General features: G+C 68.2%; 17 protein-coding genes. 13 read left to right on the top strand and 4 right to left on the bottom strand.

Annotation, left to right across the window (positions count from 1 at the left end; translation table 11 throughout):
* Window positions 1-9 precede the first annotated feature (9 nt).
* Entirely contained in the window at window positions 10-1098 is a 1089-nt protein-coding gene (gene apbC / locus AC3WL8_RS02730; RefSeq protein ID WP_013957778.1) for an iron-sulfur cluster carrier protein ApbC, read from the bottom strand.
* A 338-nt stretch (window positions 1099-1436) separates the two neighbouring features.
* Between apbC and AC3WL8_RS02725 the strand changes: the two genes are divergently transcribed.
* The 10 genes from AC3WL8_RS02725 (at window position 1437) to AC3WL8_RS02680 (ending at window position 16347) form a co-directional block, all read left to right on the top strand.
* Window positions 1437-2075 carry a YiaD family glycine zipper/OmpA-like lipoprotein gene (locus AC3WL8_RS02725; protein WP_013957780.1) on the top strand — a complete coding sequence of 213 codons (639 nt, stop codon included), beginning with the start codon at window positions 1437-1439 and terminating at the stop codon, window positions 2073-2075.
* Window positions 2076-2364: 289 nt separating this feature from the next.
* Window positions 2365-4425: a methionine--tRNA ligase gene (gene metG / locus AC3WL8_RS02720; RefSeq protein ID WP_153953796.1), complete on the top strand. Its 2061-nt coding sequence runs from the start codon at window positions 2365-2367 to the stop codon at window positions 4423-4425.
* Window positions 4426-4779: 354 nt separating this feature from the next.
* Window positions 4780-8106 (top strand): acetyl-CoA carboxylase family protein, encoded by a 3327-nt coding sequence (locus tag AC3WL8_RS02715; protein ID WP_492377831.1) that lies wholly within the window; start codon window positions 4780-4782, stop codon window positions 8104-8106.
* 46 nt (window positions 8107-8152) lie between these two features.
* A complete protein-coding gene (locus AC3WL8_RS02710; RefSeq protein ID WP_492377830.1) occupies window positions 8153-9886 on the top strand; it encodes an AMP-binding protein in 1734 nt (577 codons plus the stop codon).
* Window positions 9887-10007: 121 nt separating this feature from the next.
* A complete protein-coding gene (locus AC3WL8_RS02705; protein ID WP_013957784.1) occupies window positions 10008-10799 on the top strand; it encodes an IclR family transcriptional regulator in 792 nt (263 codons plus the stop codon).
* Window positions 10800-10858: 59 nt separating this feature from the next.
* On the top strand, window positions 10859-12454 hold the full coding sequence (locus AC3WL8_RS02700) for an ABC transporter substrate-binding protein (RefSeq protein WP_492377829.1): 1596 nt from the start codon (window positions 10859-10861) through the stop codon (window positions 12452-12454).
* Window positions 12455-12523: 69 nt separating this feature from the next.
* Window positions 12524-13435, top strand: coding sequence for an ABC transporter permease (locus AC3WL8_RS02695; RefSeq protein ID WP_013957786.1), 912 nt, complete (start codon window positions 12524-12526; stop codon window positions 13433-13435).
* Window positions 13428-14321: an ABC transporter permease gene (locus AC3WL8_RS02690; protein WP_013957787.1), complete on the top strand. Its 894-nt coding sequence runs from the start codon at window positions 13428-13430 to the stop codon at window positions 14319-14321. Before AC3WL8_RS02695 ends, AC3WL8_RS02690 begins: the two co-directional genes overlap by 8 nt.
* Window positions 14318-15364, top strand: coding sequence for an ABC transporter ATP-binding protein (locus AC3WL8_RS02685; protein ID WP_013957788.1), 1047 nt, complete (start codon window positions 14318-14320; stop codon window positions 15362-15364). Before AC3WL8_RS02690 ends, AC3WL8_RS02685 begins: the two co-directional genes overlap by 4 nt.
* A gap of 17 nt (window positions 15365-15381) precedes the next feature.
* The gene (locus AC3WL8_RS02680; RefSeq protein ID WP_013957789.1) at window positions 15382-16347 is read left to right on the top strand and encodes an ABC transporter ATP-binding protein; all 966 of its coding nucleotides are present in this window, start codon (window positions 15382-15384) and stop codon (window positions 16345-16347) included.
* 15 nt (window positions 16348-16362) lie between these two features.
* On the opposite strand, the gene bamE is transcribed toward AC3WL8_RS02680, so the two are convergent.
* The 3 genes from bamE to AC3WL8_RS02665 are packed head-to-tail and all read right to left on the bottom strand — an operon-like array spanning window position 16363 to window position 22946.
* Window positions 16363-16911 carry an outer membrane protein assembly factor BamE domain-containing protein gene (bamE, locus tag AC3WL8_RS02675; RefSeq protein ID WP_492377828.1) on the bottom strand — a complete coding sequence of 183 codons (549 nt, stop codon included), beginning with the start codon at window positions 16909-16911 and terminating at the stop codon, window positions 16363-16365.
* A 43-nt stretch (window positions 16912-16954) separates the two neighbouring features.
* The gene (locus AC3WL8_RS02670; RefSeq protein WP_492377827.1) at window positions 16955-21103 is read right to left on the bottom strand and encodes a translocation/assembly module TamB domain-containing protein; all 4149 of its coding nucleotides are present in this window, start codon (window positions 21101-21103) and stop codon (window positions 16955-16957) included.
* 40 nt (window positions 21104-21143) lie between these two features.
* Window positions 21144-22946 (bottom strand): autotransporter assembly complex protein TamA, encoded by a 1803-nt coding sequence (locus tag AC3WL8_RS02665; protein WP_211980175.1) that lies wholly within the window; start codon window positions 22944-22946, stop codon window positions 21144-21146.
* 167 nt (window positions 22947-23113) lie between these two features.
* On the opposite strand from AC3WL8_RS02665, the gene AC3WL8_RS02660 reads away from it, so the two are divergent.
* From AC3WL8_RS02660 to panC, 3 genes are all read left to right on the top strand, one after another.
* Entirely contained in the window at window positions 23114-23305 is a 192-nt protein-coding gene (locus AC3WL8_RS02660) for a DUF3460 family protein (RefSeq protein WP_013957793.1), read from the top strand.
* A gap of 31 nt (window positions 23306-23336) precedes the next feature.
* Window positions 23337-24221 carry a segregation and condensation protein A gene (locus AC3WL8_RS02655; protein WP_013957794.1) on the top strand — a complete coding sequence of 295 codons (885 nt, stop codon included), beginning with the start codon at window positions 23337-23339 and terminating at the stop codon, window positions 24219-24221.
* A 203-nt stretch (window positions 24222-24424) separates the two neighbouring features.
* Window positions 24425-25273: a pantoate--beta-alanine ligase gene (gene panC / locus AC3WL8_RS02650; protein WP_013957795.1), complete on the top strand. Its 849-nt coding sequence runs from the start codon at window positions 24425-24427 to the stop codon at window positions 25271-25273.
* Window positions 25274-25315 lie beyond the last annotated feature (42 nt).

The raw sequence follows: 25315 nt of genomic DNA, 5'->3' as shown, positions 1-25315 counted from the left end.
GCCGCGCCCTCAGGTGTTTTGCACCACGATACTCGGGAACTTGCTGGTCATGTCGCGCGCCTTGTCGGCGACCTTGATCGCCACCTTGCGCGCGATGGCGCGGTACATCTCGGCCACCGGGCTGTCGGGCTCGGCCACCACGGTCGGACGGCCGGAGTCGGCCTGCTCGCGGATCTGCAGGTTCAGCGGCAGGCTGCCGAGCAGGTCCACGCCGTAGTCGGCGCACATCTTCTCGCCGCCGCCGTGTCCGAAGATATGCTCGACGTGGCCGCAGTTCGGGCAGCAGTAGACCGCCATGTTCTCGACGATGCCCAGGATAGGGATGCCCACCTTCTCGAACATCTTCAGGCCCTTCTTGGCGTCCAGCAGCGCGATGTCCTGCGGCGTGGTGACGATCACCGCGCCGGTGACCGGCACTTTCTGCGACAGCGTCAGCTGGACGTCGCCGGTGCCCGGCGGCATGTCGACGATCAGGTAGTCCAGGTCGTGCCAGTTGGTCTGGCGCAGCAATTGCTCCAGCGCCGAGGTCACCATCGGGCCGCGCCATACCATCGGGTTGTCCTGCTCGATCAGGAAGCCGATCGAGTTGGCCTGCAGGCCGTGGCCTTCCAGCGGCTCCATGGTCTGGCCGTCGGCGGATTCCGGGCGGCCGTCGATGCCCAGCATCATCGGCAGGCTCGGGCCGTAGATGTCTGCGTCGAGCATGCCGACGCGCGCGCCTTCTGCCGCCAACGCCAGCGCCAGGTTCACGGCCGTGGTGGACTTGCCCACACCGCCCTTGCCCGACGCCACCGCGATCACATTCTTCACGCCCGGCAGCAGCTTGACCCCGCGCTGCACCGCGTGCGCGACAATCTTCATGGTGACGGCCACGCTGACATTGCTCACGCCCGGCACTTGCCGCACGGCAGCAACCACCAGCTTGCGGATCGGATCAAACTGGCTCTTCGCGGGGTAGCCGAGTTCGACTTCCAGCGAGACATCGCCGCCGTCGACACGGATATTCCTGGCCGATCGGGTGGACACCAGATCCTTGCCCGTATTGGGATCGATGACGGTGCGCAGGGCTTCGGTGACCTGCTCAGTGCTGATGCTCAAGACATACTCCGCTTCGATGATTGGGGGACTGGCGCATGGTGGCCTGCGCCTAATGTATCAAAGTATGCAGCACCGGCCATGAAGGCCGGAAATCCACGCGCAATACCCTGCATGGGGTGTGGGATTACAGACATTTACAAATCTCACAAGCTTGCACTTGTGCGCGCGCCGCCATATCCATATTGTAGTGCGGTTGGACGGTCCGGTACGTCGGCACCGCAGCCGGTGCCAGGACCGGCCGGGCCCGACGCGTACAAAAGGTTACCTGCCGCTAGCCTTGGCGTTACCATCGCGATGCGGTACCAAGAACATTTACGGGAACATCAGAAGGAGAAAGCATGAAGATCAAGCTCGTTACCGTCTCGCTCGCCGCTGCCACGCTGCTGGCCGCTGGTTGCGCCACTGAACAGCAGACCCATACGGCAGTCGGCACCGGCGTGGGCGCCGCGGTCGGCGCCGGGCTTGGCAACCTGATCGGCGGCAATACCACCGGCACGCTGGTGGGCGCGGCGGTGGGCGGTGCCATCGGCGGCGCAACCGGCTACAACTGGAACGCCATCCGCGGCAAGCTGAGCAAGGACACCGCGGGCACGGGCACCCAGATCACCGAGCAGCCGGATGGCACGCTGAAGGTCAACATCCCCAGCCAGGTGACTTTCGATACCGACAGCGCCACGATCAAGCCGTCGTTCCGCTCGGTGCTCGACCAGGTCGCGCAGACCCTGGGCCAGCACCAGGACGTGAGCGCCAGCGTGGTGGGCCATACCGACAGCACCGGCAACCCCAACTACAACATGCAGCTGTCGCAGCGCCGCGCCCAGAGCGTGGCCGGCTACCTGGGTGATCGCGGCGTCGCACGCAATCGCCTGACCGCCGAAGGGCGCGGGCAATCCCAGCCGGTTGCGGACAACGGCAGTGAGGCCGGACGGGCACAAAATCGCCGCGTCGAAATTTTTTTGAAACCAATTCAAGGATGACCTAGTCATAGAAACAGGTGCCGCTTGCCACCGTTGCTGGCTCGCGATGGGTGGCTGACCTCCCGGGCGGTACCTGATTTCTCCTCCTTTTCCGTTGTGGAAAGCTGCGCCGGCTCTGACCGGCGCTTTTTTTTGGCCGAAGGGATCCGTGGGTTTCGCCATTCCGCCATGCGGAACCGGCGCGCAGGCGCTGGCCAGTTGCTAAAATAGCCCCTTCCCGGCACGCGCCCTTCCCTCCTGGCTGGCGCCGTCCCCCTGATATTTCCCCGCTCCTGACCGGCTCCTGTTTATGACCGCACGTCGCATCCTCGTCACATCCGCCCTGCCTTATGCCAACGGCCAGATCCATATCGGCCACCTGGTGGAATACATCCAGACCGATATCTGGGTGCGTTTCCAGCGCATGATGGGCAACGAGGTCTACTACGTCGGCGCCGACGACACCCACGGCACGCCGGTCATGCTGCGCGCCGAGAAGGAAGGCATCACACCCAAGGCACTGATCGACCGCGTCTGGACCGAGCACAAGCGCGACTTCGACAGCTTCCTGGTGTCGTTTGACAACTACTACAGCACCGACGCGGAAGAAAACCGCGAACTGTGCGAGAAGATCTACCTGGCCCTGAAGGCCGAGGACCTGATCGCCGAGCGCGAGGTCGAGCAGTTCTTCGACCCGGTCAAGAACATGTTCCTGCCGGACCGCTTCATCAAGGGCGAGTGCCCGAAGTGCGGCGCCAAGGACCAGTACGGCGACTCCTGCGAGGTCTGCGGCACCACCTACGTGCCGACCGACCTGAAGAACCCATATTCGGTGGTGTCCGGCGCCACGCCGGTGCGCAAGTCGTCGGCCCATTACTTCTTCAAGCTGTCCGATCCGCGCTGCGAGACCTTCCTGCGCGAATGGGTGGCCGACCTGGCCCAGCCCGAAGCCGCCAACAAGATGCAGGAATGGCTGGGCGCCGAAGGCGAGGCCTCGACCCTGTCCGACTGGGACATCTCGCGCGATGCGCCCTACTTCGGCTTCGAGATCCCCGGCGCGCCCGGCAAGTACTTCTACGTGTGGCTGGACGCCCCGATTGGCTACTACGCCAGCTTCCAGAACCTGGCCGCGAAGCAAGGCATCGACTTCGACGCCTGGGTCGGCCCGCATTCCACCGCCGAGCAGTACCACTTCATCGGCAAGGACATCCTGTACTTCCACACGCTGTTCTGGCCGGCGATGCTGCGCTTCTCGGGCTACCGCACCCCGACCAATGTGTTTGCCCACGGCTTCCTGACCGTGGACGGCGCCAAGATGAGCAAGTCGCGCGGCACCTTCATCACCGCGCAGAGCTATGTCGACACCGGCATGAACCCGGAATGGCTGCGCTACTACTTCGCCGCCAAGCTCAACGCGAGCATGGAAGACCTCGACCTGAACCTCGATGACTTCATTGCGCGCGTGAACAGCGACCTGATCGGCAAGTACGTCAATATCGCCAGTCGCGCCGCGGGCTTCCTGGTCAAGCGCTTCGAAGGCAAAGTCGATGAAGCCGCGCTGGCCCACCCGCTGCTCGAGCAGCTGCGCCAGGCCGCCCCGCAGGTCGCCCACCTCTATGAAGCCCGCGAGTACAGCAAGGCGTTGCGCCTGGTGATGGAGCTGACCGACACGGTCAACGCCTTCGTCGACACCGAGAAGCCGTGGGAACTGGCCAAGGACGAAAACAAGCGCGCGGCGCTGCATGCGGCGTGCTCGGTCTCGCTGGAAGCCTTCCGCCTGCTGACGGTGTACCTGAAGCCGGTGGTGCCGAACGTGGCTGCCGGCGTGGAACGCTTCCTGAACGTCGAGCCGCTGGACTGGCGTGCCATCGACAAGCAGCTGTCGGCTGCCAGCCCGGTGCAGGCCTACCAGCACCTGATGACGCGCGTCGATGCCAAGCAGGTCGATGCGCTGCTGGCTGCCAACCGCGAATCGCTGCAGGCAACCGCGGCGCCGGCCGCCGCAGGCGCGGCAATCGAGCCGATCGCCGACACCATCACCATCGACGACTTCGCCAAGGTGGACCTGCGCGTCGCCAAGATTGTCGAATGCCAGAAGGTGGAAGGTTCGAACAAGCTGCTGCAGCTGACGCTGGACCTGGGCGAAGGCCGCACCCGCAACGTGTTCTCCGGCATCCAGTCGGCCTACACGCCGGAGCAGCTGGTCGGCAAGCTGACCGTGGTGGTGGCCAACCTGGCCCCGCGTAAGATGAAGTTCGGCGTGTCCGAAGGCATGGTGCTAGCGGCATCGGCCGCGGATGAGAAGGCCGCGCCGGGCCTGTATATCCTGGAACCGCACGAGGGCGCGGTGCCGGGCATGCGCATCGGCTGAAGCAGAGCACGCATCGCCGTTCCCCTCTCCCGCTCGCGGGAGAGGGCGGCAAATCCGCGGCAACACCATGTTCCGCGCGTCCCATCGGTAGCGACCCAAGGCCAGCCAGGCCTTTGGATCAACCCGCCACAGCGCCCGAGATTCTGCAATGCAGAACAGAACGGGCAGCACTTCCCCTCCCCCTCGCTCGCGCGCTATGCACGCGCGGCATGTCATACATGGTTCCGGCGCATCGCGCTTGTGACCCCTGGACGAGCCGCGTAGATTCCACCTCGCAGAATCACAAACCAAAAAACAGAAGCCGGCCACGCAACGCTGCTTGCGCGATGCCGCTTCGCATGGAAGGGGACATTTGTGAAGAAGCTCCTGATCGCCAATCGTGGCGAGATCGCGTTGCGCGTGCAGCGCGCCGCACGAGACCTTGGCATCGCCACCGTGGCCGTCTATGCCACCGACGACGATGCCAGCCGGCACCGCCTGCTGGCCGACGAAGCTGTCGCGCTGCAGGGCCAGGGGGCCGCCGCCTATCTCGACATTCCCGCCATCATCGCCGCAGCGCGCGCCACCGGCTGCGACGCCATCCACCCTGGCTATGGCTTTCTCAGCGAGCGCGCGGACTTTGCTAGCGCTTGCGCAGCCGCGCAGATCGTCTTTGTCGGCCCCGAGCCCGAGCAGCTGGCCCTGTTCGGCGACAAGGGCCGCGCGCTGGCGCTGGCCGCACGCTGCGGCATACCGGTGATGCCCGCCACTGCGGGCGGCGCCACGCTCGATGCAGTGACCGCCTTCTTCGACGAGCAGGACGGCGCCGGCGTGGTGCTCAAGGCGGTGGGCGGCGGCGGCGGGCGCGGCATGCGCGTGGTGCGCGAGCGCGACGCCCTGCCCGAAGCCTATGCGCGCTGCCGCTCCGAAGCGCGCTCGGCCTTCGGCATCGATGCCATCTACGCCGAGCGGCTGGTGGCCCGCGCGCGCCATATCGAAGTGCAGATCGCCGGCGACGGCCACCACGTGATCGCACTGGGCGAGCGTGACTGCACGCTGCAACGCCGTTTCCAGAAAGTGATCGAGATCGCGCCCAGCCCGGCGCTCGATCCGGCGCTGCGCCAGCGCATTGTCGATGCCGCCTGCACGCTCGCGCGCGAAGCGCGCTACCACAGCCTGGGCACGTTTGAATTCCTGGTCGAAGAGCCCGAGGACGGCGCGCGCCGCGATGGCGTGGCCTTGCCCTTTGTCTTTATCGAAGCCAATCCGCGCCTGCAGGTCGAGCACACCGTCACCGAGCAGGTCACCGGCGTGGACCTGGTGGCCGTGCAGCTGGGGCTGGCCGAAGGCCGGCGCCTGGCAGAGCTGGGGCTGGACCCGCAACACCCGCCGCGCGTGCGCGGCTATGCCATCCAGGTGCGCGTGAATGCCGAGGCCACCGACGCGCAAGGACTGGCACGGCCGGCACAGGGGCGGCTGGAGCGTTTCGATCCGCCCACCGGTCCGGACGTGCGCGTGGACACCCACGGCTATACCGGCTATGCACCGTCCGCGCACTACGACACGCTGCTGGCCAAGCTGATCGTCACCTCAGCCAGCGACAACTTCGCTGACGCAGTGCGGCGCCTGCAGCGCGCGCTGGGGGAATTCAATATCGGCGGCATCGCCACCAACCTCAACCTGCTGCGGGCGCTGGCCGAGCGCGAGGACTTTGCCAGCCAGCACGTGCATACGCGCTATATGGAAGCCGCGCTGCCCGCCCTGCTGGAACGCGCCGCGCAGATTGCTGCGCAAGACGCGGCGCGACATGCCCTGGCAGGAGGCAGCGCCCCCAAGGTGGCGGCACCTTCCAGCACGGCAAGCTTCGAGGAGCAACTGGGCGAGGGCCTGTGCGCGGTGCGCGCGCCGATGAACGGACGCGTGATCGAACTGGCGCGCGAGAACGACCTGGTCAAGGCCGGCCAGACCGTGGCCGTGCTCGATGCGATGAAGATGGAACATGCCATCGTGGCCGAGCACGCGGGCCGCGTGATCGACCTGCGCACCGCCTCAGGTGAGCAGGTGGCCGAGGGCCAGGTCATGCTGGTGCTGGAGCCGGCCGACGCCGGCGCCCATGCCGATGGCGAAGCCGAGCACGCCGACCCGGCGGCGATCCGCGCCGACCTGCAGCGCGTGCTCGACCGCCATGCCTTCCTGTACGACGCGGCCCGCCCCGAGGCGGTGGCACGCCGCCATGCGCGCGGCCAGCGCACCGCGCGCGAGAACGTCGACGACCTGTGTGATGCCGGCAGCTTCCGCGAATACGGCGGCCTGGCGCTGGCGGCACAGGCCAGCCGGCGCAGCGAGGCCGACCTGATCGCCAACACCCCTGCCGACGGCCTGATCACCGGCACCGGCGCCGTCAACGGCAGCCTGTTCGCACCGGAGTGCGCGCGCTGCGCGGTGCTGGCCTACGACGCCACAGTGCTGGCCGGCACCCAAGGCAAGCGCAACCATATCAAGACCGACCGCATCCTGGAGGTGGCCCTGCGGAACCGGCTGCCGACGGTGATCTTTGCCGAAGGCGGCGGCGGCCGCCCGGGCGACATCGACTTCCCCACCGTGGCCGGCCTGTACCAGCCGTCGTTCGCCGCCTTCGCCGAGTTGAGCGGCGAAGTGCCGGTGGTGGGCATCGCCTCCGGGCGCTGCTTTGCCGGCAATGCCGCGCTGCTGGGCTGTTGCGACCTGATCATCGCCACGCGCAACGCCAATATCGGCATGGCCGGCCCCGCCATGATCGAAGGCGGCGGCCTGGGCGTGTTCCGCCCCGAGGATATCGGCCCGGCCACGGTGCAGTACCACAACGGCGTGGTTGACCTGCTGGTCGACGATGAGGCCGACGCCGTGGCCGCGGCCAGGCATTACCTGTCGATGTTCCAGGGCCGCGTCGACGACTGGCAGGCGCCTGACGCGCTGGCGCTGCGCCAGGTGGTGCCAGAGAACCGCCTGCGCGTCTACGACACGCGCGCCGCCATCGCCGGCCTGGCCGACGCGGGCAGCGTGCTGGAACTGCGCGCAGGTTTTGGCACCGGCATCCACACCGCACTGGCGCGCATCGAAGGCCGGTCCGTGGGCATTCTCGCCAACAACCCGCGCCACCTCGGCGGCGCCATCGATGCCGATGCCGCCGACAAGGCCGCCCGCTTCATGCAGGTGTGCAATGCGCACGGGCTGCCGATCGTGTCGCTGATCGACACCCCGGGCTTCATGGTGGGCCCGGAGGTCGAGGCCCGCGCCCAGGTGCGCCATGTGTCGCGCATGTTCGTCGCCGGCGCCAAGCTGCGCGTGCCGTTCCTGGCGGTAGTGCTTCGCAAGGGCTACGGCCTGGGCGCAATGGCGATGGCCGCGGGCGGCTTCCGCGCGCCGACCTTCACGGTCTCGTGGCCGACCGGCGAATTCGGCGGCATGGGCCTCGAGGGCGCGGTGCGGCTGGGTTTCCGCAAGGAGCTGGAAGCGCTGCCGGCCGGTCCGCAGCGCGATGCGCTGTACCAGCAGCTGGTGGCGCAGATGTACGAGCGCGGCCATGCCATCAACGCCGCGGCGGCACTGGAACTCGACGCCGTGATCGACCCCGCCGCCACCCGCCAGTGGGTGGTCAGCGGGCTCGAGGCCGGCGCCGCCAATCCCCATCGTCCGGTACGCACCTTCGTCGACGCCTGGTAGGCACGGCGGCAGACAGAACCAGAGCGAAAGCAACAGGAGACAGCAGATGAACGAACAGGCGTTCTTCGAGGACCTGGAAGCCCGGCATCGCAAGATCTGGCCCGCCGGCCTGCCCGACGCACCGGTCTACCCCCATGGCGAGGCCCCGCTGGGCGACTATCTGCGCGCGTGGGCGCGCAAGCGCCCGGACCACCCCGCGCTGGTCTGGTACGGCACCACCGTGACCTACGCCGAGCTCGACGACCTGTCCGAGCGCTGCGCCGCGCTGCTCAAGGGCCGCGGCGTGGGCGCGGGCGACCGGGTGGCGGTGATGATGGGCAACTGCCCGCAGTTCCACGTGGTCTTCTACGGCATCCTGAAGCTGGGCGCGGTGTATGTGCCGGTCAACCCGCTCTTCAAGGAACAGGAGCTGGTCTATGAGCTGAACGATGCCGGCGCCACCACCGTCATCGTGCAGGACCAGCTGGCGCCGCTGCTGATGTCAGTGCGCGCGCAGACGCTGCTGCATACTGTCTACACCACCAGTGCCGGCGCGATGCTGCCGGCACAGCCGGACCTGCCGCTGCCAGCGGGCCTCGACGCGCCCCCGCTGGCCGTGGAAGGCGCCATCGACCTGCTGCAGGCGCTGCGCGACACCGAGCCGGTCGCACAACCCCCGGCCGACATGGACACGCTGGCCGCACTGAACTACACCGGCGGCACCACCGGCCTGCCCAAGGGCTGCATGCACACGCAGCGCGACATGGTCTACACCGCGGCGGCTTCCTACGCGCTCACCGGCGGTGTCGATGCGGAACGGCTGGCAGAAGGCTCCGGCGACGTGATGCTGAACTTCCTGCCGATGTTCTGGATCGCGGGCGAGAACCTCGGGCTGATCTACCCGATCTTCAGCGGCGCGACGGTGGTGCTGCTGGCGCGCTGGGACCCGGTCGCGGTGATGGCCGCGATCGAGCGCTATCGTGTCAACCGCACCTTCGTGGTGGTGGACAACGCGGTCGAGCTGATGAACCACCCCGAATGCGGCCGCTACGACCTGCGTTCGCTGCAGCACACGCGCGCCGCCTCGTTCATCCGCAAGATCACCCCCGACATCCGCCAGCGCTGGCACGCGCTGACCGGCAGCATCATTGCCGAAGGCGCCTGGGGCATGACCGAGACCCATACCAGCGACACCTTCACCACCGGCATGCAGGACGACGATATGGACCTGCGCGGCCGCCCGGTGTTTGTCGGCCTGCCGGTGCCGGGCACGCGCATCAAGATCTGCGACTTCGACACCGGCGCGGTGCTGCCGGTCGGCGAGGAAGGCGAGATCGTGGTCAGCACGCCGTCGCTGTTCAAGGGCTACTGGGGCCGCCCCGACGTGGATGCTCAGGTGTTCCGCGACGGCTGGTTCCGCACCGGCGATATCGGCGCCTATGACGAGGCGGGCTACCTGCATTTCCTGGGACGACGCAAGGAGATGCTCAAGGTGCGCGGCATGAGCGTGTTCCCGTCCGAGCTGGAGGTGCTGCTGTCACGCCATCCGGCGGTGCTGGGCTCGGCCGTGGTGGGCCGCCCCGACCCGGACAAGGGCCAGGTCCCGGTGGCCTTTATCCGCCTGCGCCCCGAGCATGCCGACGGCATCACTGCCGACACGCTGCATGCATGGTGCCGCGAGCAGATGGCGGTCTACAAGGTGCCCGAGATCCGCATCCTGCCCGAGTTCCCGCTGACCGCCACCGGCAAGGTGCGCAAGGTCGAGCTGCAGGCCTTGCTGGATACCGAGGCCGGCGGCTGAACGGGACCGCTGTCGGGTAGTACCGCCGTACCGGACGAGGACGCCGCGCGCGCGTCCCGCACGCCTGCGCGTCGAACAAGCGCGGCTGGCATGCAACGGCACAACGAGGGAGCCAACGGTTATGCAGGACCGATCCACCGGCAATGCCTTCAAAGAAGACCGCCACTTCGTCACCGCGCTGGCGCGCGGGCTGGAAGTGCTGGCCTGCTTCCGCACCAGCGACCGCGTGCTGGGCAACCAGGAAATCGCCCGGCGCTGCGGGCTGCCCAAGTCGACGGTATCGCGCCTGACCTCCACCCTGACGCGGCTGGGCTACCTGGCGCAGGCCGAAGGCAGCCACAAGTACAGCCTGGGCACGGCCTGCCTGCGGCTGGGCAGCGCCATGCTGTCGCGGCTGGACATCCGCAAGGTGGCGCGACCGCTGATGCAGGAGCTGGCCGACTTTTCCGGCGGCACGGTGTCGCTGGGCACGCGCGACCGCTTCTCGATGATCTATGTCGAGCACTGCCGCAGCTGCGCAGCGATTGCGCTGACGCTCGATACCGGCTCGCGCATTCCCGTCGCCACCTCGGCCATCGGCCGCGCCTGGCTGGCGGTGGTGCCGGACCAGGAGCGCCAGGCCTTCATGGAACAGGTGCGCGACGTCGACGACATGGCGTGGCCGCGCCTGCGCCAGGGCATCGAGCAGGGCCTGGCGGACCACCTCACCCTGGGCGTGACCTGCTCGATGGGCGACTGGCAGCCGGACGTCAACGGCATTGCGCGCGGCTTCGAGCCCGGCCATGGCATGCCGCCCATGGCCATCAACGTGGGCGGACCGTCGTTCCGCCTGTCCCCGTCATTCCTGCTCGACGAGGTGCGCCCGCGCCTGCTGGAGGTGGTACGCCAGCTGGAAGGCAGCTTCCCGCGCTGAGCGCATCCGTTGTTCTCACCAACAGCGCCGCCACGAGACGGCGCAACAGGAGGAGCACCATGCAAGTGAAGTTGACCGGCGCCGCCCGGCGCCGCCTGCTGGCCGGCATGCTGGCCGCCGCCATCCCCGCGGCTCACGCCGCACCGGCCGCACCGGCCACCGGCAGCCTCACCGTCGCCTTCGGCGCGGAATCGACCACGCTCGACCCGGTCAAGATCTCGGCCGGCGTCGACCACTACTTTGTCGGCCAGATCTTCGAGATGCTGGTGCGCCGCAATGCCGCGCTCAAGGACGAGAACTGGCTGGCGGAGAACTGGAAGCTGGAAAACGGCAAGGACGGCAAGCCCGTGCTCGACGTGCAGCTGCGCAAGGGCGTGCGCTTCCACAACGGCGACCCGCTGACGTCCGAGGACCTCGAGTTCTCCTGGCAACGCCAGCGCGACCCCAAGAGCAGCTTCTTCTCGCACTATGTCTCGTCAATCGAGCGTTTCGAGATCGTGGATGCGCACCGCTTCAAGCTGCATTTCAAGGAGCCGGATGCGCAGTTCATCGTCGGCAACATGCAGCTGTGGGCCATGCCCAAGAAGTACATCCAGAAGGTCGGCGAAGAAGAGTTCGCCCGCAAGCCGGTCGGCACCGGGCCGTGGAAGTTTGTCTCGCGCACGGTCAAGGACGAGCTGAAGCTGGAAGCCTTCGACGGCTACTGGAACAAGGAAAAGCGCCCGGGCATCAAGGACCTGACCATCAAGGTGATCCCGGAGGACCTGACCCGGGTGGCGGCCTTCAAGACCGGCAAGGTCGATTTCATCGACAACGTGCCGCCGTCGATGGTCGAGGAATTCAAGAAGATGCCGGGGGTGAAGACCGTCACGCTGGTGAGCGGCAACAACCTCTTCCTCAATTTCAACACGCAGATGCCGAAGTCGCCGTTCAACGATGTGCGCGTGCGGCAGGCGGCCGCGCACGCCATCGATGTCGACGCCATCATCAAGCGCGTGCTGTTCGGCCAGGGCGAGCGCTATGCGCAGGTGGGCAAGGAGTCGAATGGCTACGACCCCGAGCTCAAGCCCTACGCCTTCGACCAGAAGCGTGCGCGCGAGCTGCTCAGGCAGGCGGGCTATCCCAATGGCTTCGAGACCCCCTGCTACAACCTCACCACGCCGCGCGAACCGGGCGTGAAGGAAGTGGGCGAAGCCATGTATGCCTACCTGAGTTCCGTGGGCATCCGCTGCCAGGTGCGCAACCTAGAGTACGGGGCCTGGATCAGCCTGGGCAAGCGCGGCCGCTCGGGCCCGCCGGAGATGGACGGCGTGCTGAGCTGGATGTGGTCGCAGGGGCTGCCCGGCGACCCGGGACTGGCCTGGTCCGGCCATTTGCACAGCTACCAGGGCGGCGGCGGCTGGGGCACCTATTCCTACACCAGCGACCCCGAGGTCGACGCGCTGCTGGAGAAGCAGCGCCAGACCATGGACCCCGCGGCGCGCACCGCGCTGCTGCGCCAGATCGCGCGGCTCAAGCAGGAGCGCGTGCTGGGCGGCCTGCCGACCTACCGGCCGCTGGTGACCTTTGCCTGGCGCGACAACAAGATCAACTACGTGCCCTGGCCCATCCGCGACTACTGGCGCTCATTCCAGGAAGTCAGCTGGAAGCAGTGATCCGCCGCCGCGCCCGGCGCCCGAGCCGGGCGCGGCATTCCCGCTGACAATTCTCCGACGGAGCCTGTCATGCCTATTGCAAAACGCCTGCTGCACGGCCTGATCAGCATCCTTGGCGCGAGCGTGATCATCTTCCTGATCTCGCGCCTGTCCGGCGACCCGCTTGCCCTGTTGTTGCCGGCCGACGCGCCGCCGCAGGTGATCGAGGCAACGCGCCGCCATCTCGGCCTGGACCAGCCCCTGGTGGCGCAGTACCTGGTCTTCCTCGGCCATGCCGTCACCGGCGACTTCGGCAACTCCTACCGCTGGCAGGAACCGGCACTGGGGCTGATCCTGGAGCGGCTGCCGGCCACGGTGGAACTGGCGCTGGCCGCGCTGGGCTTCTCGATTGCGATGGCGGTGCCGTTCGGCGTGCTATCGGCGGTCTACCGCGGCTCCTGGTTCGACCGCTTTGCCAAGGTCTTCGCCATGCTTGGACAGGCCATGCCCAACTTCTGGGTCGGGCTGCTGCTGATCCTGTTCTTCGCGGTGCAGCTGAACTGGCTGCCGGCGTTCGGGCGCGATTCGTGGAACAGCCTGGTGCTGCCCGCGATTGCGCTGGGCTGGTATCCGGTGGCGGCGCAGACCCGCGTGGTGCGCTCGGCCATGCTGGATGTGCTCGACAGCGACTACATCCGCATGGGCCGCGCCATGGGCCTGCCCGAGCGCGTGCTGATCTGGAAGTACGCGCTGCGCAACGCGGCCATTCCGCTGGTGACCATCCTCGGCGTGTACTTCGCGGCGATGCTGGGCGGCGCCTTCGTGGTCGAAGTCATCTTCGCCTGGCCAGGCGTCGGCCGCACCGTGGTCGAGGCCGTGTTCGCGCGCGACTTTCCCGTGGTGCAGGCGGGCGTGATGCTCACCTCCGTGCTGTTCGTGCTGTCCAACCTGATGGTCGACCTGAGCTACGGCCTGATCGACCCGAGGATCCGCCATGCCTGAGATCGCCGTTCCTCCTGCCAGCGCCCCGGCGGCGCCGGCCCGCAAGCGCCAGCGGCGTGACCTGAGTGGCCTGCCCTGGTTTGCGCTGGTAATCTTCCCGGTGCTGCTGGTCTGCGCCGTCGGCGGCGAGGCGCTGCTGCCGCACGACCCCAATGGCCTCGACCTCGGCCTGGCCTTCCAGCCACCGGCCTGGCTGGCGGGCGGCAGCTGGGCCTATCCGCTGGGCACCGACAACATGGGGCGCGACCTGCTCTCGCGCATCATGGCCGGCACGCGCATCTCGCTGGTGGTCGCGCTGTACGCCATCCTGATCTCGGGCGGCATCGGCACCGCCGCCGGCATGCTGGCCGGCTACTTCGGCGGGCGCCTGGACGCGCTCATCATGCGGCTGGTCGATATCCAGATGTCGATCCCCGCGCTGGCGCTGGCGCTGGTGCTGGCCGCGGTGCTGGGCCCGGGCTTCAACACCGTGGTGCTGGTGATCGTGGTGACCTACTGGACCTGGTACGCGCGCATCGTGCGCGGCGAGGTGATGTCGCTCAAGCAGCGCGACTACGTGGCGCTGGCGCGCGTGGCCGGCTGCGGCACGCTCACCATCTTCCGCCGCCACCTGCTGCCCAACCTGCTCAACACCCTGCTGGTGCTGGCCACGCTGCAGGTTGGCCAGGTGATCATCTTCGAGGCCTCGCTAAGCTTTCTCGGCCTGGGCATCCAGCAACCCGATGTGTCGTGGGGGCTGATGCTAGCCGATGCGCGCAACTACATCACCAACGCGTGGTGGGCCATCACCATGCCCGGACTGGCCATCATGGCCACCTGCCTGGCGTCCAACCTGCTGGGCGACTGGCTGCGCGACCACTTCGACCCGAAAAGGAGGCAGCTATGACCGGCCCCGACCCGCACGTGACGCAACGCCCGTCGCCAACGCCAGCTGCCCAGAATTCCCTACGCGGCGCGCCCATGCTGTCGGTACAGGGCCTGACCACGCACCTCGAACTGCGCCGCGGCACGGTGCGCGCCGTGGACGGCGTCGACCTGCACGTGCATGAGGGCGAGACCCTGGGCGTGGTGGGCGAATCCGGTTCCGGCAAGTCCATGACTATCCTGTCGATCCTGCGCCTGCTGCCGCGCCAGGGCGGCGTGCAACTCGGCGGCAAGGTGTTGCTCGATGGCGTGGACCTGCTGCAGCTGCCCGAAAAGACCATGAGCACGCAGTACCGCGGCCGCAAGATCGCGATGATCTCGCAGGATCCGCTGACCTCGCTGAACCCGGTCTTCACGGTGGGCGACCAGGTCGGCGCGCCGCTGCGCTACCACGGCCGCGCCGACAGCCGCGAGGCGCGACGCCGCCAGGTGGTGCAGGTGCTGGACAGCGTGCGCATCCCCTCGCCCGAGACGCGGCTGGACGACTATCCGCACCAGTTCAGCGGCGGCATGCGCCAGCGCGTGGTAGCCGGCATGGCCATTGCCAGCGCGCCGCGCCTGCTGGTGGCGGACGAGCCCACCTCGGCACTGGACGTGACCATCCAGGTGCAGATCATGGCGCTGTTCCGCAAGATCCAGGCGCAGACCGGTGTCGGCATCATCCTGATCACGCACGACCTGGGCGTGGCGGCCAGCATCTGCCACCGGGTGGCGGTGATGTACGCCGGACGCATTGTCGAGACCGGCGACGTGCGCACGCTGTACCAGCGCCCCGCCCATCCCTACACGCAGGCCCTGCTCCAGGCCATCCCCCACTTCGGCGAAAAGCGCGAGCGCCTGTACGCCATCCAGGGCAGCCCGCCCAGCCTGATCGACCCGCCGCACGGCTGCCGCTTCGCGGCGCGCTGCCCACACCGCAAGCCGCTGTGCGATGACGCCTATCCCCCCGAGATCGAACTTGAATCCGGCCACAAGGTCAGTTGCTGGCTGGCGTCGGCCGGCTAAGAACCCAGGAGGCAGCCATGCTGCTCGAAGTCGAAAACCTAAAGAAGCATTTCCCCGCGCGCGGCGGCGGCACGGTGCGCGCCGTCGACGGCGTCAGTTTTGCCGTGGATGCCGGGCAGACCTATGCGCTGGTGGGCGAGTCCGGCTGCGGCAAGACCACCATCGCCAGGCAGCTGCTGCTGCTTGAGCGCCCCAGCGCGGGCACCATCCGCTTCGACGGCCAGGACGTGCTGGCGCTGGACCGCAAGGGCGTGCTGGGCTACCGGCGCCAGGTGCAGGCGGTGTTCCAGGATCCGTCCTCGTCACTCAATCCGCGCCTGAAGGTCAGCATGCTGCTGGCCGAGCCGCTGCTTGCGCACGGCCAGGGCGGCGACCGCGCCGCGCTGCGCCGGCGGCTGCTGGAGCTGCTGGAGATCGTCGGCCTGCCGCCCGGCGCGCTTGACCTCTATCCGCACGAGTTCAGCGGCGGCCAGCGCCAGCGCATTGCCGTGGCGCGCGCGCTGGCGCTGCAGCCGCGGCTGATCGTGCTGGACGAGCCCACCTCGGCGCTGGATGTCTCGATCCGGGCGCAGATCGTCAACCTGCTGTCGGATATCCAGCGCAGCTTCGGCCTGGCCTATGTGGTGATCGCCCATGACCTGGCGCTGGTGGAACATTTCAGCTCGGCCGTGGGCGTGATGTACCTGGGCAATATGGCCGAAAGCGGGCCCAGCGCCGCGGTGTTCAGCGCCCCGCGCCACCCCTACACGCAGGCACTGCTGGGCTCGGCGCCGCGTCCCGACCCTGACCACCAGCCGGCCGAAGGGCTGATCCTGGGCGATATCGGCTCGGCGCTGAACCCGCCGGCGGGCTGCAAGTTCCATCCGCGCTGCCCGCGGGCGGTGCCGGCCTGCGCCACCGAGATCCCCCGCATGCTGCGGCTGGACCCGGCCGCCGGCTCAGCCGCGCCGGTGCACGTGGCCGCCTGCCACCTGCTCCACTGAGGGCCTGGGCACGGGTCAGCCGCCCTGCATCTTCGACGGATCGTCGCTGCGCGAGGTCGTGGTGACGGTGCCGTCGCTGTTGAAATGCACATTGAAAAAGGCCTTGTCGGTGGAGGTTTCCATCCAGCGGTAGCCCCACACCTCTTCCTTCTTCAGGGCAAATGCCTCCACCTTGGTGGGCTTGCCGAGCAGGCGGCGGATGTCGTCCTTGCTCATGCCGGCGCGCACGCGTGCGAAGTTCTCGGCTGACAGCACCTGCTCGATCTTCGCGACCTTGCCATCGGTGCCGATGGTGACCATCCAGGTGGTGGTGCCCTCGGGGCCACGCGGGTACTCCAGCCGGCGCCCGCCGTCGGCTTCCTCCCATACGATCTCCGGCTTGCCGGCCTGGCGCCGCAGGTCTTCCTCAGTGGACTGGCCGGGGACGATGCCCTTGAACAACTCGCTGTCGGGCTTGATCGCGTTCCAGGTGTTGCGGGCGGTGTCGCCCGCCTTCTTCATGGCTTCATCGACCTTCTGCTGGTCGCAGCCGAACAGCGCAAGCAAAGCGGCAAAGAGTCCCATGGCGGCAAGGCGTCGCGGCGACGCGAAAGTGGCGGGGCGCCCGTCAGCGGCGCACGGGTTCGGCGACGGCTGCCGAGGCTGCCTGTGCCGCGCTGTCGGGACTGGTTGGCTGGCTCTCATCCTGCTGGCTCCTTCTGGTGTCGCTGCGACCCGAGGTCCCGCTGAACAGGTTCGCCCAGCTGTCGAAGCGGCGGTTGAACAAGACCGACAAACCGTTGATGGACCCGCCCTTGGCAATCAGCGACCAGCGCCGCGAGAACTGCCAGGTCAGCTTCACCACGTTCGAGGCCGATGTCAGGCTCTGCTCATAGCCGACCGACATACGATCGGAAATGGCCTTGCCCATGCTGACCACCTGCTGGTCATTGAGACCCGCGGTGCTGGGCCCGATCGAAAATTCGTCGATGCCGAAATGCTGCACGATCCCCTTGCCGGCCTTGCCGCCGATCATACCCAGCGCCGCGCCGCCCAGCGCGGCGCCACCCAGCTGGCGCTGCTGGCCGGCACCGGCGCTTTCCGCGCCGTAGCCGAACATCAGCCACGAGAGCTTATCCTCTTCGGGCACGTTGGGCTCCGACACCAGCCGCACGCGCGGCAGCCGCACCGTGCCGGTCACCTCCACGCCCGCCTCCACTTCCTGGTTGCGGCGCATGGCGCGGATGTTCATGTTCGGGTTGTCGATCGGGCCGTTGAAGTTGATGACGCCACGCTCGATGTCCAGCTTGCGCCCGAAGGCTTCATAGGTGCCTTCGGTCACGCGCACCGTGCCGGTGGCCTTCATTGGTGCCAGGGGTTCGCTCTTGACGCCCATCTGGCCGGCCAGCAACAGGTCCGCGCCCGCGCCGCGGAAGCGGAAGTTGTTGCCCAGGTCCACGGTCAGGTCGATCACCGGGCTGAACTTGCTTGCCGGCTTGGTCTCCGGCGCCGGCGTGGCGGCAGTCTTCACGGCGCGCTGGTCCTTGCGCCGGATCACCACCACATCGTCGCCCAGCACTGGCGCACCGGCCTTGGGCAGGTCGAACAGGCCGCGGTCGACGCGGATCTTGCCGCGGATCACGACCTGCTTGTTCTCGTTGGCGATGGTGGCATCGCCCGAGACCACCAGCGTGCGCTCGGGGCTGGCGAACAGCTGCAGCTTGTCGGCGACGATCTTGCCGGTCAGGTTGGGATCGGCCTCGCCCAGCTTGACGTTGCCAGTGGCCGTGATCTTGCCGTCGCCACCGTGGAATTCCACGTGCTTGAGCTCGACCGTGTTCTGGTCCAGCACCACGCGCACGGTGCCGTCGGTCAGGCGCAGGCCCAGGTCATACAGCGTGACGGCGAGATTGTCGCCGTCGACGGTGCCGGTCAGCAGCGGCGCGCCGACCGTGCCGGCCAGGCGCATCGCCGCGGCCAGTTTGCCGTCGAAGGCGTACTGCGGGCCGGTCAGCGCTTCAAGCGATTTCAGCCGCGGCACGTCGACGGTGACCGTGCCGCCCAGGGTCGAGGCCGGGCCCACGGTCTGCAGCCCCTGCTCCTGCACCAGTCCGGCGGAGGCGTCCACCACCACCTTGCCGATGCGGCCCGACACCATGCCGCCGCGCAGCGCGATGCGGTTGCCGCCGGCCTCGGCGCGCAGGCTCGTCTCGCCCAGGCCGAGCGTGGTGAAGCCCCGGCCGGCATTGACCGACAGGTCGCCGCTGCGCCGGCGCAGTTCGGCAAAGCCGGTCGCGGTCTCGGCCAGCGCCAGGTTCCAGCGGCCGTCGATGACCAGGTCGGAGCGCACCGGCGGCTTCTCGCCGGTGATGGTTTCCATCAGCTCCAGTACATGGCCCACCTGCAGGCCGTCCAGGCTGCCCGCGCTGCGGATGCGGCCGTGGTCCCAGTCCAGGCTGTCGATCGCCAGCGTGGCGCGGTCCAGCAGCAGGCGCGCGGCGCCCAGGCGCACGCGCTGGTCGGCCACCAGCAGTTGCGTCGGCGCTGCCAGGCGCAGGTTGACGGTGCTGCGCTCTTCCAGCGTGCGGATGGTGCCGTTCCAGCCCTCCTTGCCCTTCCACGCGCCCTGCCCCGCCAGCGCCAGCTGCAATGGCCGCTTGTTCAGGCTGCCGGCCGCCTTGACGTCGAATGTATGGTTGGCCTGGGTGCCGTTGAGCGTGGCATCGAGCGTGCTCAGGCTGGCCTGCGGGCCGCGGTAGTCGCGCGCGGCCAGCTGCACCGAGAGCGGACCGTCCAGCCCGCCGCGCACCTCGGCGCGGCCGCTGGCGCTGGCCACCTTGTGCGGACCCACTTCCAGCGCCTGTGCGTTGTAGTCGGCCACCACTTCAGGTTTCTTCAGCGTGCCGGTGATGGTGGCGTCGAGCTTGAGCTTGCCGGCCACGCCAAACTTGAGCCGCTCCAGCTGCGGCGCATCGACCGCTAGCTTGAGCGCATCGCCGCGCGCGCCGAAGCTGCCGCGCAGGTTGGCCTGGTTGCCGGCCATGCTCAGCGAGGCCTCGCTTGGCAAGAGCCGCTCGCCTGCGAGGCGCACCTTGCCGCCGCCGGTCATCGGCAGGCCCGCGTATTCGCTCTCATGCACGGCAAAATCCAGCGCCACGCCAAGCTCGGGCGCGATCTCGCCGGTCGCGGTGAAATCCGCGTTGATCCGGCCGGCGGCAACCTTGGCCAGGCGCGAGGGATCGAACGAGGCCAGCTTGCCCTTGAAGCTGAACGGCTGCTTGTCTTTCAGGCCGAGCTTGCCTTCCGCGGTCAGCAAACCCGGCCCCACCGCGGCGCGCAGCGTGGCCAGCGTGACCGCCTCGGCATCGATGCTGGCATCGGCGAAAAGCTTGAGCGGCCCGCCCGACAAGTCCAGCGCCACGCTTTGTCGGCCCGGCTCCATCCGCACCACCACCGGGCCGGACAGGCTGGCGCTGGTCAGCGAGCCATGCAGCGCGGCCGGGTCCAGCCTGCGCACATCCAGGTCGAAACCGCCACGGCCGCCGCGCAGCGAACCGCCGCCGGCAATCTCGGCCTTGCCGGCCAGCGCCACGCGCAGGTCCGAGACGGCCTGTGCCATCTCGCTCAGCTCGACGTGGGCGCGCACCGACTGGACCGGCAGCCGCTCCTTGTCCAGCGGACCGGCTTCCAGGTTGTGGATCGCGATGTCGCCGGCGACCGCCAGCGGTGCGGGCGCCGGCACCGCCGCAGGAGCGGATGCGGAGACCCCCGATGCCGCCGGGGGAGCCGATGCCGCCACGGCACTGGCTGCCTGCGCGCCGGCACCCGCCGCCACGCCGCCCACCGGCCGCAGCTCGGCATGCACGGTCAGGTTGGCCTGTGGCGCCGACGGGCTGAACAGGCGCGGGTTGATGCGATCGCCATCGACCAGCAGGTGCGTGAACGGCACCTTGCCGAACGGCGTCAGGTCGGCGCCTGCGCGCAGGTGGATGCGGTCGCCGCTGGCCTGCAGCTCGGCACGCAGCGCGTCCAGGTTGCCCTTGGCGGTGGCATTGACGGCAAAGGCCTCATCCTGCCAGCTGCTTTCCAGCAAGGCTTCGGCGCTGAGCGCGAACGGGGCGCGTGCGCCCAGCTGGGCGTTGGCCGCCAGCTTGCCGTATGGTGTTTCCAGCTTGTCCACGCTGACGCGGTGGCGCTGGCCGTCGCTGTGCAGCGCGCCGGCCAGGTTGCTGAACACCATCGGCACGGCCGTGGGCGCCGTGCCTTGCAGCAGCGACAGCCGCTCAAGCGTCAGGGAATCGACATCGATGGCCAGCGGCAGTTCGAGCGACGTGGGCTTCTGCATCGGCTCGGTGCTCGGCTCGGACGGTCCGAGCTTCACTTCGGCCTTGCCGATGCGTAGCCACTGCACGTGCAGGCGCCGCGCCTGCCAGTTGAGCGCCCAGTTGCCATCCACGCGGTCCACCGCCACGCGCGTCTGGCCGCTGGCGAACACCACGTCGCGCAGGCGCAGGCCGTGCGTCACGGTGCCGCCTTCCAGCCGGCCGCTGAGCATGCCGGCCGACAGCCGCGTGGCCAGCGTCCACAGGTGGCGGGTGCCGGTCTCGGTGTGCAGCGCCGCCACGCCCGCCGCCACCAGCGCCACCATCAGCAGCAGCAGGATGCCGGCCAGCCAGGCCAGCACGCGCCACAGCCGCCGCCGCTTGCGCGGCGCGGGCGGGGTCGGCGTCCGGGCCGAATCGCCGCCGGGCACCGAAGGCAGATCGTGAGCGCTCATGCCGGCATCCGGGTCAGGCGGGAAAGACAAGGGTGCCGCATCAGAACGCCACCCCCAGCGAGATATGCGGCCGGAACTGCTGCGCCTGGATGCCGTAGCCCAGGTCCAGCTGCAGCGGGCCCACCGGCGTGCGCCAGCGCACGCCGACGCCCACGCCGTTGTAGATGGTCACGCCGCGCAGGTTGTCGGCGGCAGTGCCGAGATCCCAGAACACCGCCACGCCCCAGTCCGGCTTGAACCAGTACTGGTACTCCAGGCTGCCGGTGCCCAGGTACTTGGCCGGCAAGATGCTGGAGCCGCTGGGCGTGCCGATCGACTGGTAGCTGTAGCCGCGGATCGAATCGGTGCCGCCGGCGCGAAAGCGCAGCGTGGCCGGGATCTGGCTGGAGCTGTCGCCGGTCAGGTCGGCACCGAGTTCCAGCCGTGCCACCACCAGGTCGCGCTTGCCCACCGGTATGTACTGGCGGATACGGCCGTACAGCCGCAGGAAGGTGGCATCGCTGAGGAAACCCTTGGCGGCCACCCCGACCTGGGTGCTGATCACGTTGCCGCGGCGCGGGAACACAGGATTGTCGACGTCGCGCCGCGTCCACGCAAAGGCCGGCACCAGCGCCTTGCTGATCTGGGCGGCCTGGCCCTCCGGCAGCAGCTTGTCGTAGTAGAAATCCAGCGACGTCGTCACGTCGTACTTCTCGCGCGAGCGCGAGCGCTTCAGGCCCGCGCGCAGGCTGGTGGTGTCGGTGTTCTCGATGTCGATGGTGCGCTCGTAGCTGCTGTACACGCTGTTGCGGTAGTTGCCCCTGTCCGGCGGCATCGCGGTCTCGGCGAACAGATAGGAGCGCTTCTGCTCCAGCCGCGCCTGCGAGTCGAAGGTCCAGGCGCGGTTGAACAGGTTGTAGTACGAATAGCGGCCTTCGATCTGCGCGCCGGTGTCGGTGGTAAAGCCCACGCCGCTGTTGAGCCGGTGCGCCGGATATTCGCGTACGCGCACCAGCACTGGCGAGCTCACCACGCCGTCAGCCGCCTTGTCGGCGTCCGGCGGCGGTTCCAGGTCGACCTGCACGTTGGAGAAGTACGGCTGGTTCTGGATCGCGCGCTGCAGCTCCAGCAGCCGCTCCACGCGGTACGGCTCGCCCTCGCTCAGCGGGTTGACGTTGTAGATGATCTGTTCCGGATAGCGGCGCGTGCCGGTCACCTTCAGCGGCCCCAGCAGGTAGGCCGGGCCGCTGGCGTAATGCGCGGACAAGTCCGCGCGCTGGTCGTCCGGCTCCACGCGCGCCTGCGACGCGGCCAGGCGCGCGCCGTAGTAGTTGTGGCTCTGCAGCGTGACCAGCGCGTCTTCCTTGGCCTTGTCCCAGTCGCCCTGCCGGAACGGCTCACCCACCGGCAGTCCCCACTTGGCCTGCATCTCTGCCACCTGTTCGGGCGAGCGCGTGGCTGCCGGGCCCGTCACCTGGACGTCGACATTGCGGATCAGCGTGCGCGCGCCGGGGTCGACCATCACGTGGACCACGCGCTTGTCGCCCTCGCCTTCGACGCGGGTGGTGGTGGTCGGGTCGAAGTAGCCCTCGGTGGAGGTGAGCGCCCGCACCTGCTCGCCGGCGGTCTCGACCATATAGTCAAGCTGGTCCGGCGAAAGGTCGGCGCGGTCCTTGTAGCGTGCCAGGTCGAGATGCTCTTCCAGCATTTCGCGAATCGGCTTGGGTGCCTCGACTTCGACCTCGTAGGCGGCGCGGGCCGGGCCGGCCGCCAGCGCCAGCACCGCGCCCAGCACGGCCAGTACGCGAACGGCCACGCGCGCGCGGCCAGCGGAGTTAGCGGTAATAGCGGTGTCTTGCGGCATCGCCGATTGTCCACACATACAAAGTCGGTATTTGACCACACCCGGCCTTACGCCCGGAACTTTCCGGCGCCTTGCACCAGGCCTGGATGCATTCCGGGGGGCCGATACTGTAAAATCGTGGCCCACTGCACCCATCTGGCGCCCGCGCGGGCGCATCACGGTTGAACATGGCCATCTACGAATCCGAAATCACCCAGTTCCTGAAGCAGCTCAAGCAAGAGCGCCCGACGCTGGAGGCCGAGCAGCGCGACGGCCGTGCCCTGCTGTGGGACAAGTCGCCGATCGACCTGGAAGAGCGCGCCCGCGCCGAAGCTTCGCGCGTGGCGCAGAAGCCATACGTCTACTCGCAGGACAACTGATTCCCGCCGCCCCCGCGAGCGCACGCCGCCCATGAGCGCAGGCGACCAGGACAAGCTGCCGCTGCCCGTCGAGCTGCCGGCCGTGGCCCCGGCCGTTGCAGCCGGCCCTGCCGACATGGTCGACGGGATGGCCTTCGCGCGCCTGTACGGCGAGCCGCTGTTCAAGCTGCCGCAGGACCTGTACATCCCGCCGGACGCGCTCGAGATCTTCCTGGAAGCCTTCGAGGGCCCGCTGGACCTGCTGCTGTACCTGATCCGCAAGCAGAACTTCAATGTCCTCGACATCCCGATGTCGCAGGTCACCCGGCAGTACCTGTCCTACATCGAGCAGATCCGCAAGACCAACCTTGAGCTGGCCGCCGAATACCTGCTGATGGCGGCCATGCTGATCGAGATCAAGTCGCGCATGCTGCTGCCGGTCAAGAAGGCCGACAGCGACGATGAGGCCGAGGACCCGCGTGCCGAGCTGGTGCGCCGACTGCTGGAATACGAGCAGATGAAGCTAGCCGCGCAGCGCCTGGATACGGTGCCGCAGCTGGGCCGCGACTTCCTGCGCTCGCAGGTCTATATCGAGCAGAGCCTGGCGCCGCGCTTCCCCGAAGTGGAAACCGTGGACCTGCAGTCCGCCTGGGCCGATGTGCTCAAGCGCGCCAAGCTCAACCAGCACCACAAGATCTCGCGTGAGGAACTGTCGGTGCGCGAGCACATGAGCCAGATCCTGCGCCGGCTGCAGCACTCGCGCTTCATGGAATTCTCCGAACTGTTCGAGGACGCGGTGCGCTCCGGCAAGGGCGTGCCGGTGGTGGTGGTGAACTTTATCGCCATGCTGGAGCTGTCGCGCGAAGCGCTGGTGGAGATCACCCAGGCCGAACCGTTCGCACCAATTTATGTGCGATTGGCGTACAGCCCGACCTGACCCACCCGCGGTGCGGGGTCCGGCCCCGTCCCACTTGTTCTACAATCCGCCGACAGCCGGCCCAACGGCCCACGGCGCAGGCCCCGACGGCAAGTGCCCGAAGGCCCCACGCCCGACAGAAGGCCGAGACCGGTAGTCCATGTGCCGCCCCTCGATGGACCGGCGCCCGGGTCACACCTATCACGACCAGCACACCAAGGCAGATGAAAGTCATTTCCTCCATCCAAGAGCTGCGCGACCAACTGCGCGGCCAGAACCGCGCTGCCTTCGTCCCCACTATGGGCAACCTGCACGAAGGCCACCTGTCGCTGATGCGCCTGGCACGCCAGCACGGCGACCCGGTGGTGGCATCGATCTTCGTGAACCGCCTGCAGTTCGGCCCGAACGAGGATTTCGACAAGTACCCGCGCACGCTGCAGGACGATATCGAGAAGCTGCAGCGGGAAGGCGTCTACGTGCTGTTCGCGCCGTCCGAGCGCGATATGTACCCCGAACCGCAGGAATACCGCGTCGAGCCGCCGCATGACCTGGGCGACATCCTGGAAGGCGAGTTCCGCCCCGGCTTCTTCAAGGGCGTGTGCACGGTGGTGATGAAGCTGTTCTCGTGCGCGCAGCCTCGCGTGGCGGTGTTCGGCAAGAAGGACTACCAGCAGTTGATGATCGTGCGCCGCATGGTGCAGCAGTTTGCCCTGCCGATTGACATCATCCCCGCCGAGACCATCCGTGCCGAAGACGGCCTGGCGCTGTCGTCGCGCAACCGCTATCTGAGCCCCGACGAGCGCGCCGAGGCGCCGGTGCTGTACCGCACGCTGCATGACGTGCGCGACACCGTGCTGGGCAGCGACCGCGCCGCGGCCGACCTGCTTGCGGTCGAGGCGAATGCGAAGGAATCGCTGGCCAGGCGCGGCTGGAAGCCTGACTACGTGTCGATCCGCAAGCGCGTCGACCTGCAGGCGCCGACGCGCGAGGAATTCCTCGCCGGCGAGCCGCTGGTGATCCTGACGGCCGCCAAGCTGGGCGCGACCCGGTTGATCGACAACCTGGAAATCTGAGCGGCGCCGCCGCACCAGACAAGAAAAGCAGGCCGCCGGCCT

The sequence above is a fragment of the Cupriavidus sp. FW305-F7 genome (genome assembly GCF_058782875.1).
Note: the sequence above shows the minus strand (reverse complement) of the source record. Positions and strands in the feature narration are given on the sequence as shown.

Bases quoted from the DNA above. Each gene is read 5' to 3' on its own strand.
- AC3WL8_RS02725 (WP_013957780.1), top strand. From the start codon at position 1,437: ATGAAGATCAAGCTCGTTACCGTCTCGCTCGCCGCTGCCACGCTGCTG.
- AC3WL8_RS02710 (WP_492377830.1), top strand. From the start codon at position 8,153: ATGAACGAACAGGCGTTCTTCGAGGACCTGGAAGCCCGGCATCGCAAG.
- AC3WL8_RS02670 (WP_492377827.1), bottom strand. From the start codon at position 21,103: ATGAGCGCTCACGATCTGCCTTCGGTGCCCGGCGGCGATTCGGCCCGG.
- AC3WL8_RS02695 (WP_013957786.1), top strand. From the start codon at position 12,524: ATGCCTATTGCAAAACGCCTGCTGCACGGCCTGATCAGCATCCTTGGC.
- panC (WP_013957795.1), top strand. From the start codon at position 24,425: ATGAAAGTCATTTCCTCCATCCAAGAGCTGCGCGACCAACTGCGCGGC.
- AC3WL8_RS02690 (WP_013957787.1), top strand. From the start codon at position 13,428: ATGCCTGAGATCGCCGTTCCTCCTGCCAGCGCCCCGGCGGCGCCGGCC.
- AC3WL8_RS02665 (WP_211980175.1), bottom strand. From the start codon at position 22,946: ATGCCGCAAGACACCGCTATTACCGCTAACTCCGCTGGCCGCGCGCGC.
- bamE (WP_492377828.1), bottom strand. From the start codon at position 16,911: ATGGGACTCTTTGCCGCTTTGCTTGCGCTGTTCGGCTGCGACCAGCAG.
- AC3WL8_RS02700 (WP_492377829.1), top strand. From the start codon at position 10,859: ATGCAAGTGAAGTTGACCGGCGCCGCCCGGCGCCGCCTGCTGGCCGGC.
- AC3WL8_RS02660 (WP_013957793.1), top strand. From the start codon at position 23,114: ATGGCCATCTACGAATCCGAAATCACCCAGTTCCTGAAGCAGCTCAAG.
- AC3WL8_RS02680 (WP_013957789.1), top strand. From the start codon at position 15,382: ATGCTGCTCGAAGTCGAAAACCTAAAGAAGCATTTCCCCGCGCGCGGC.
- AC3WL8_RS02705 (WP_013957784.1), top strand. From the start codon at position 10,008: ATGCAGGACCGATCCACCGGCAATGCCTTCAAAGAAGACCGCCACTTC.
- metG (WP_153953796.1), top strand. From the start codon at position 2,365: ATGACCGCACGTCGCATCCTCGTCACATCCGCCCTGCCTTATGCCAAC.
- AC3WL8_RS02655 (WP_013957794.1), top strand. From the start codon at position 23,337: ATGAGCGCAGGCGACCAGGACAAGCTGCCGCTGCCCGTCGAGCTGCCG.
- AC3WL8_RS02685 (WP_013957788.1), top strand. From the start codon at position 14,318: ATGACCGGCCCCGACCCGCACGTGACGCAACGCCCGTCGCCAACGCCA.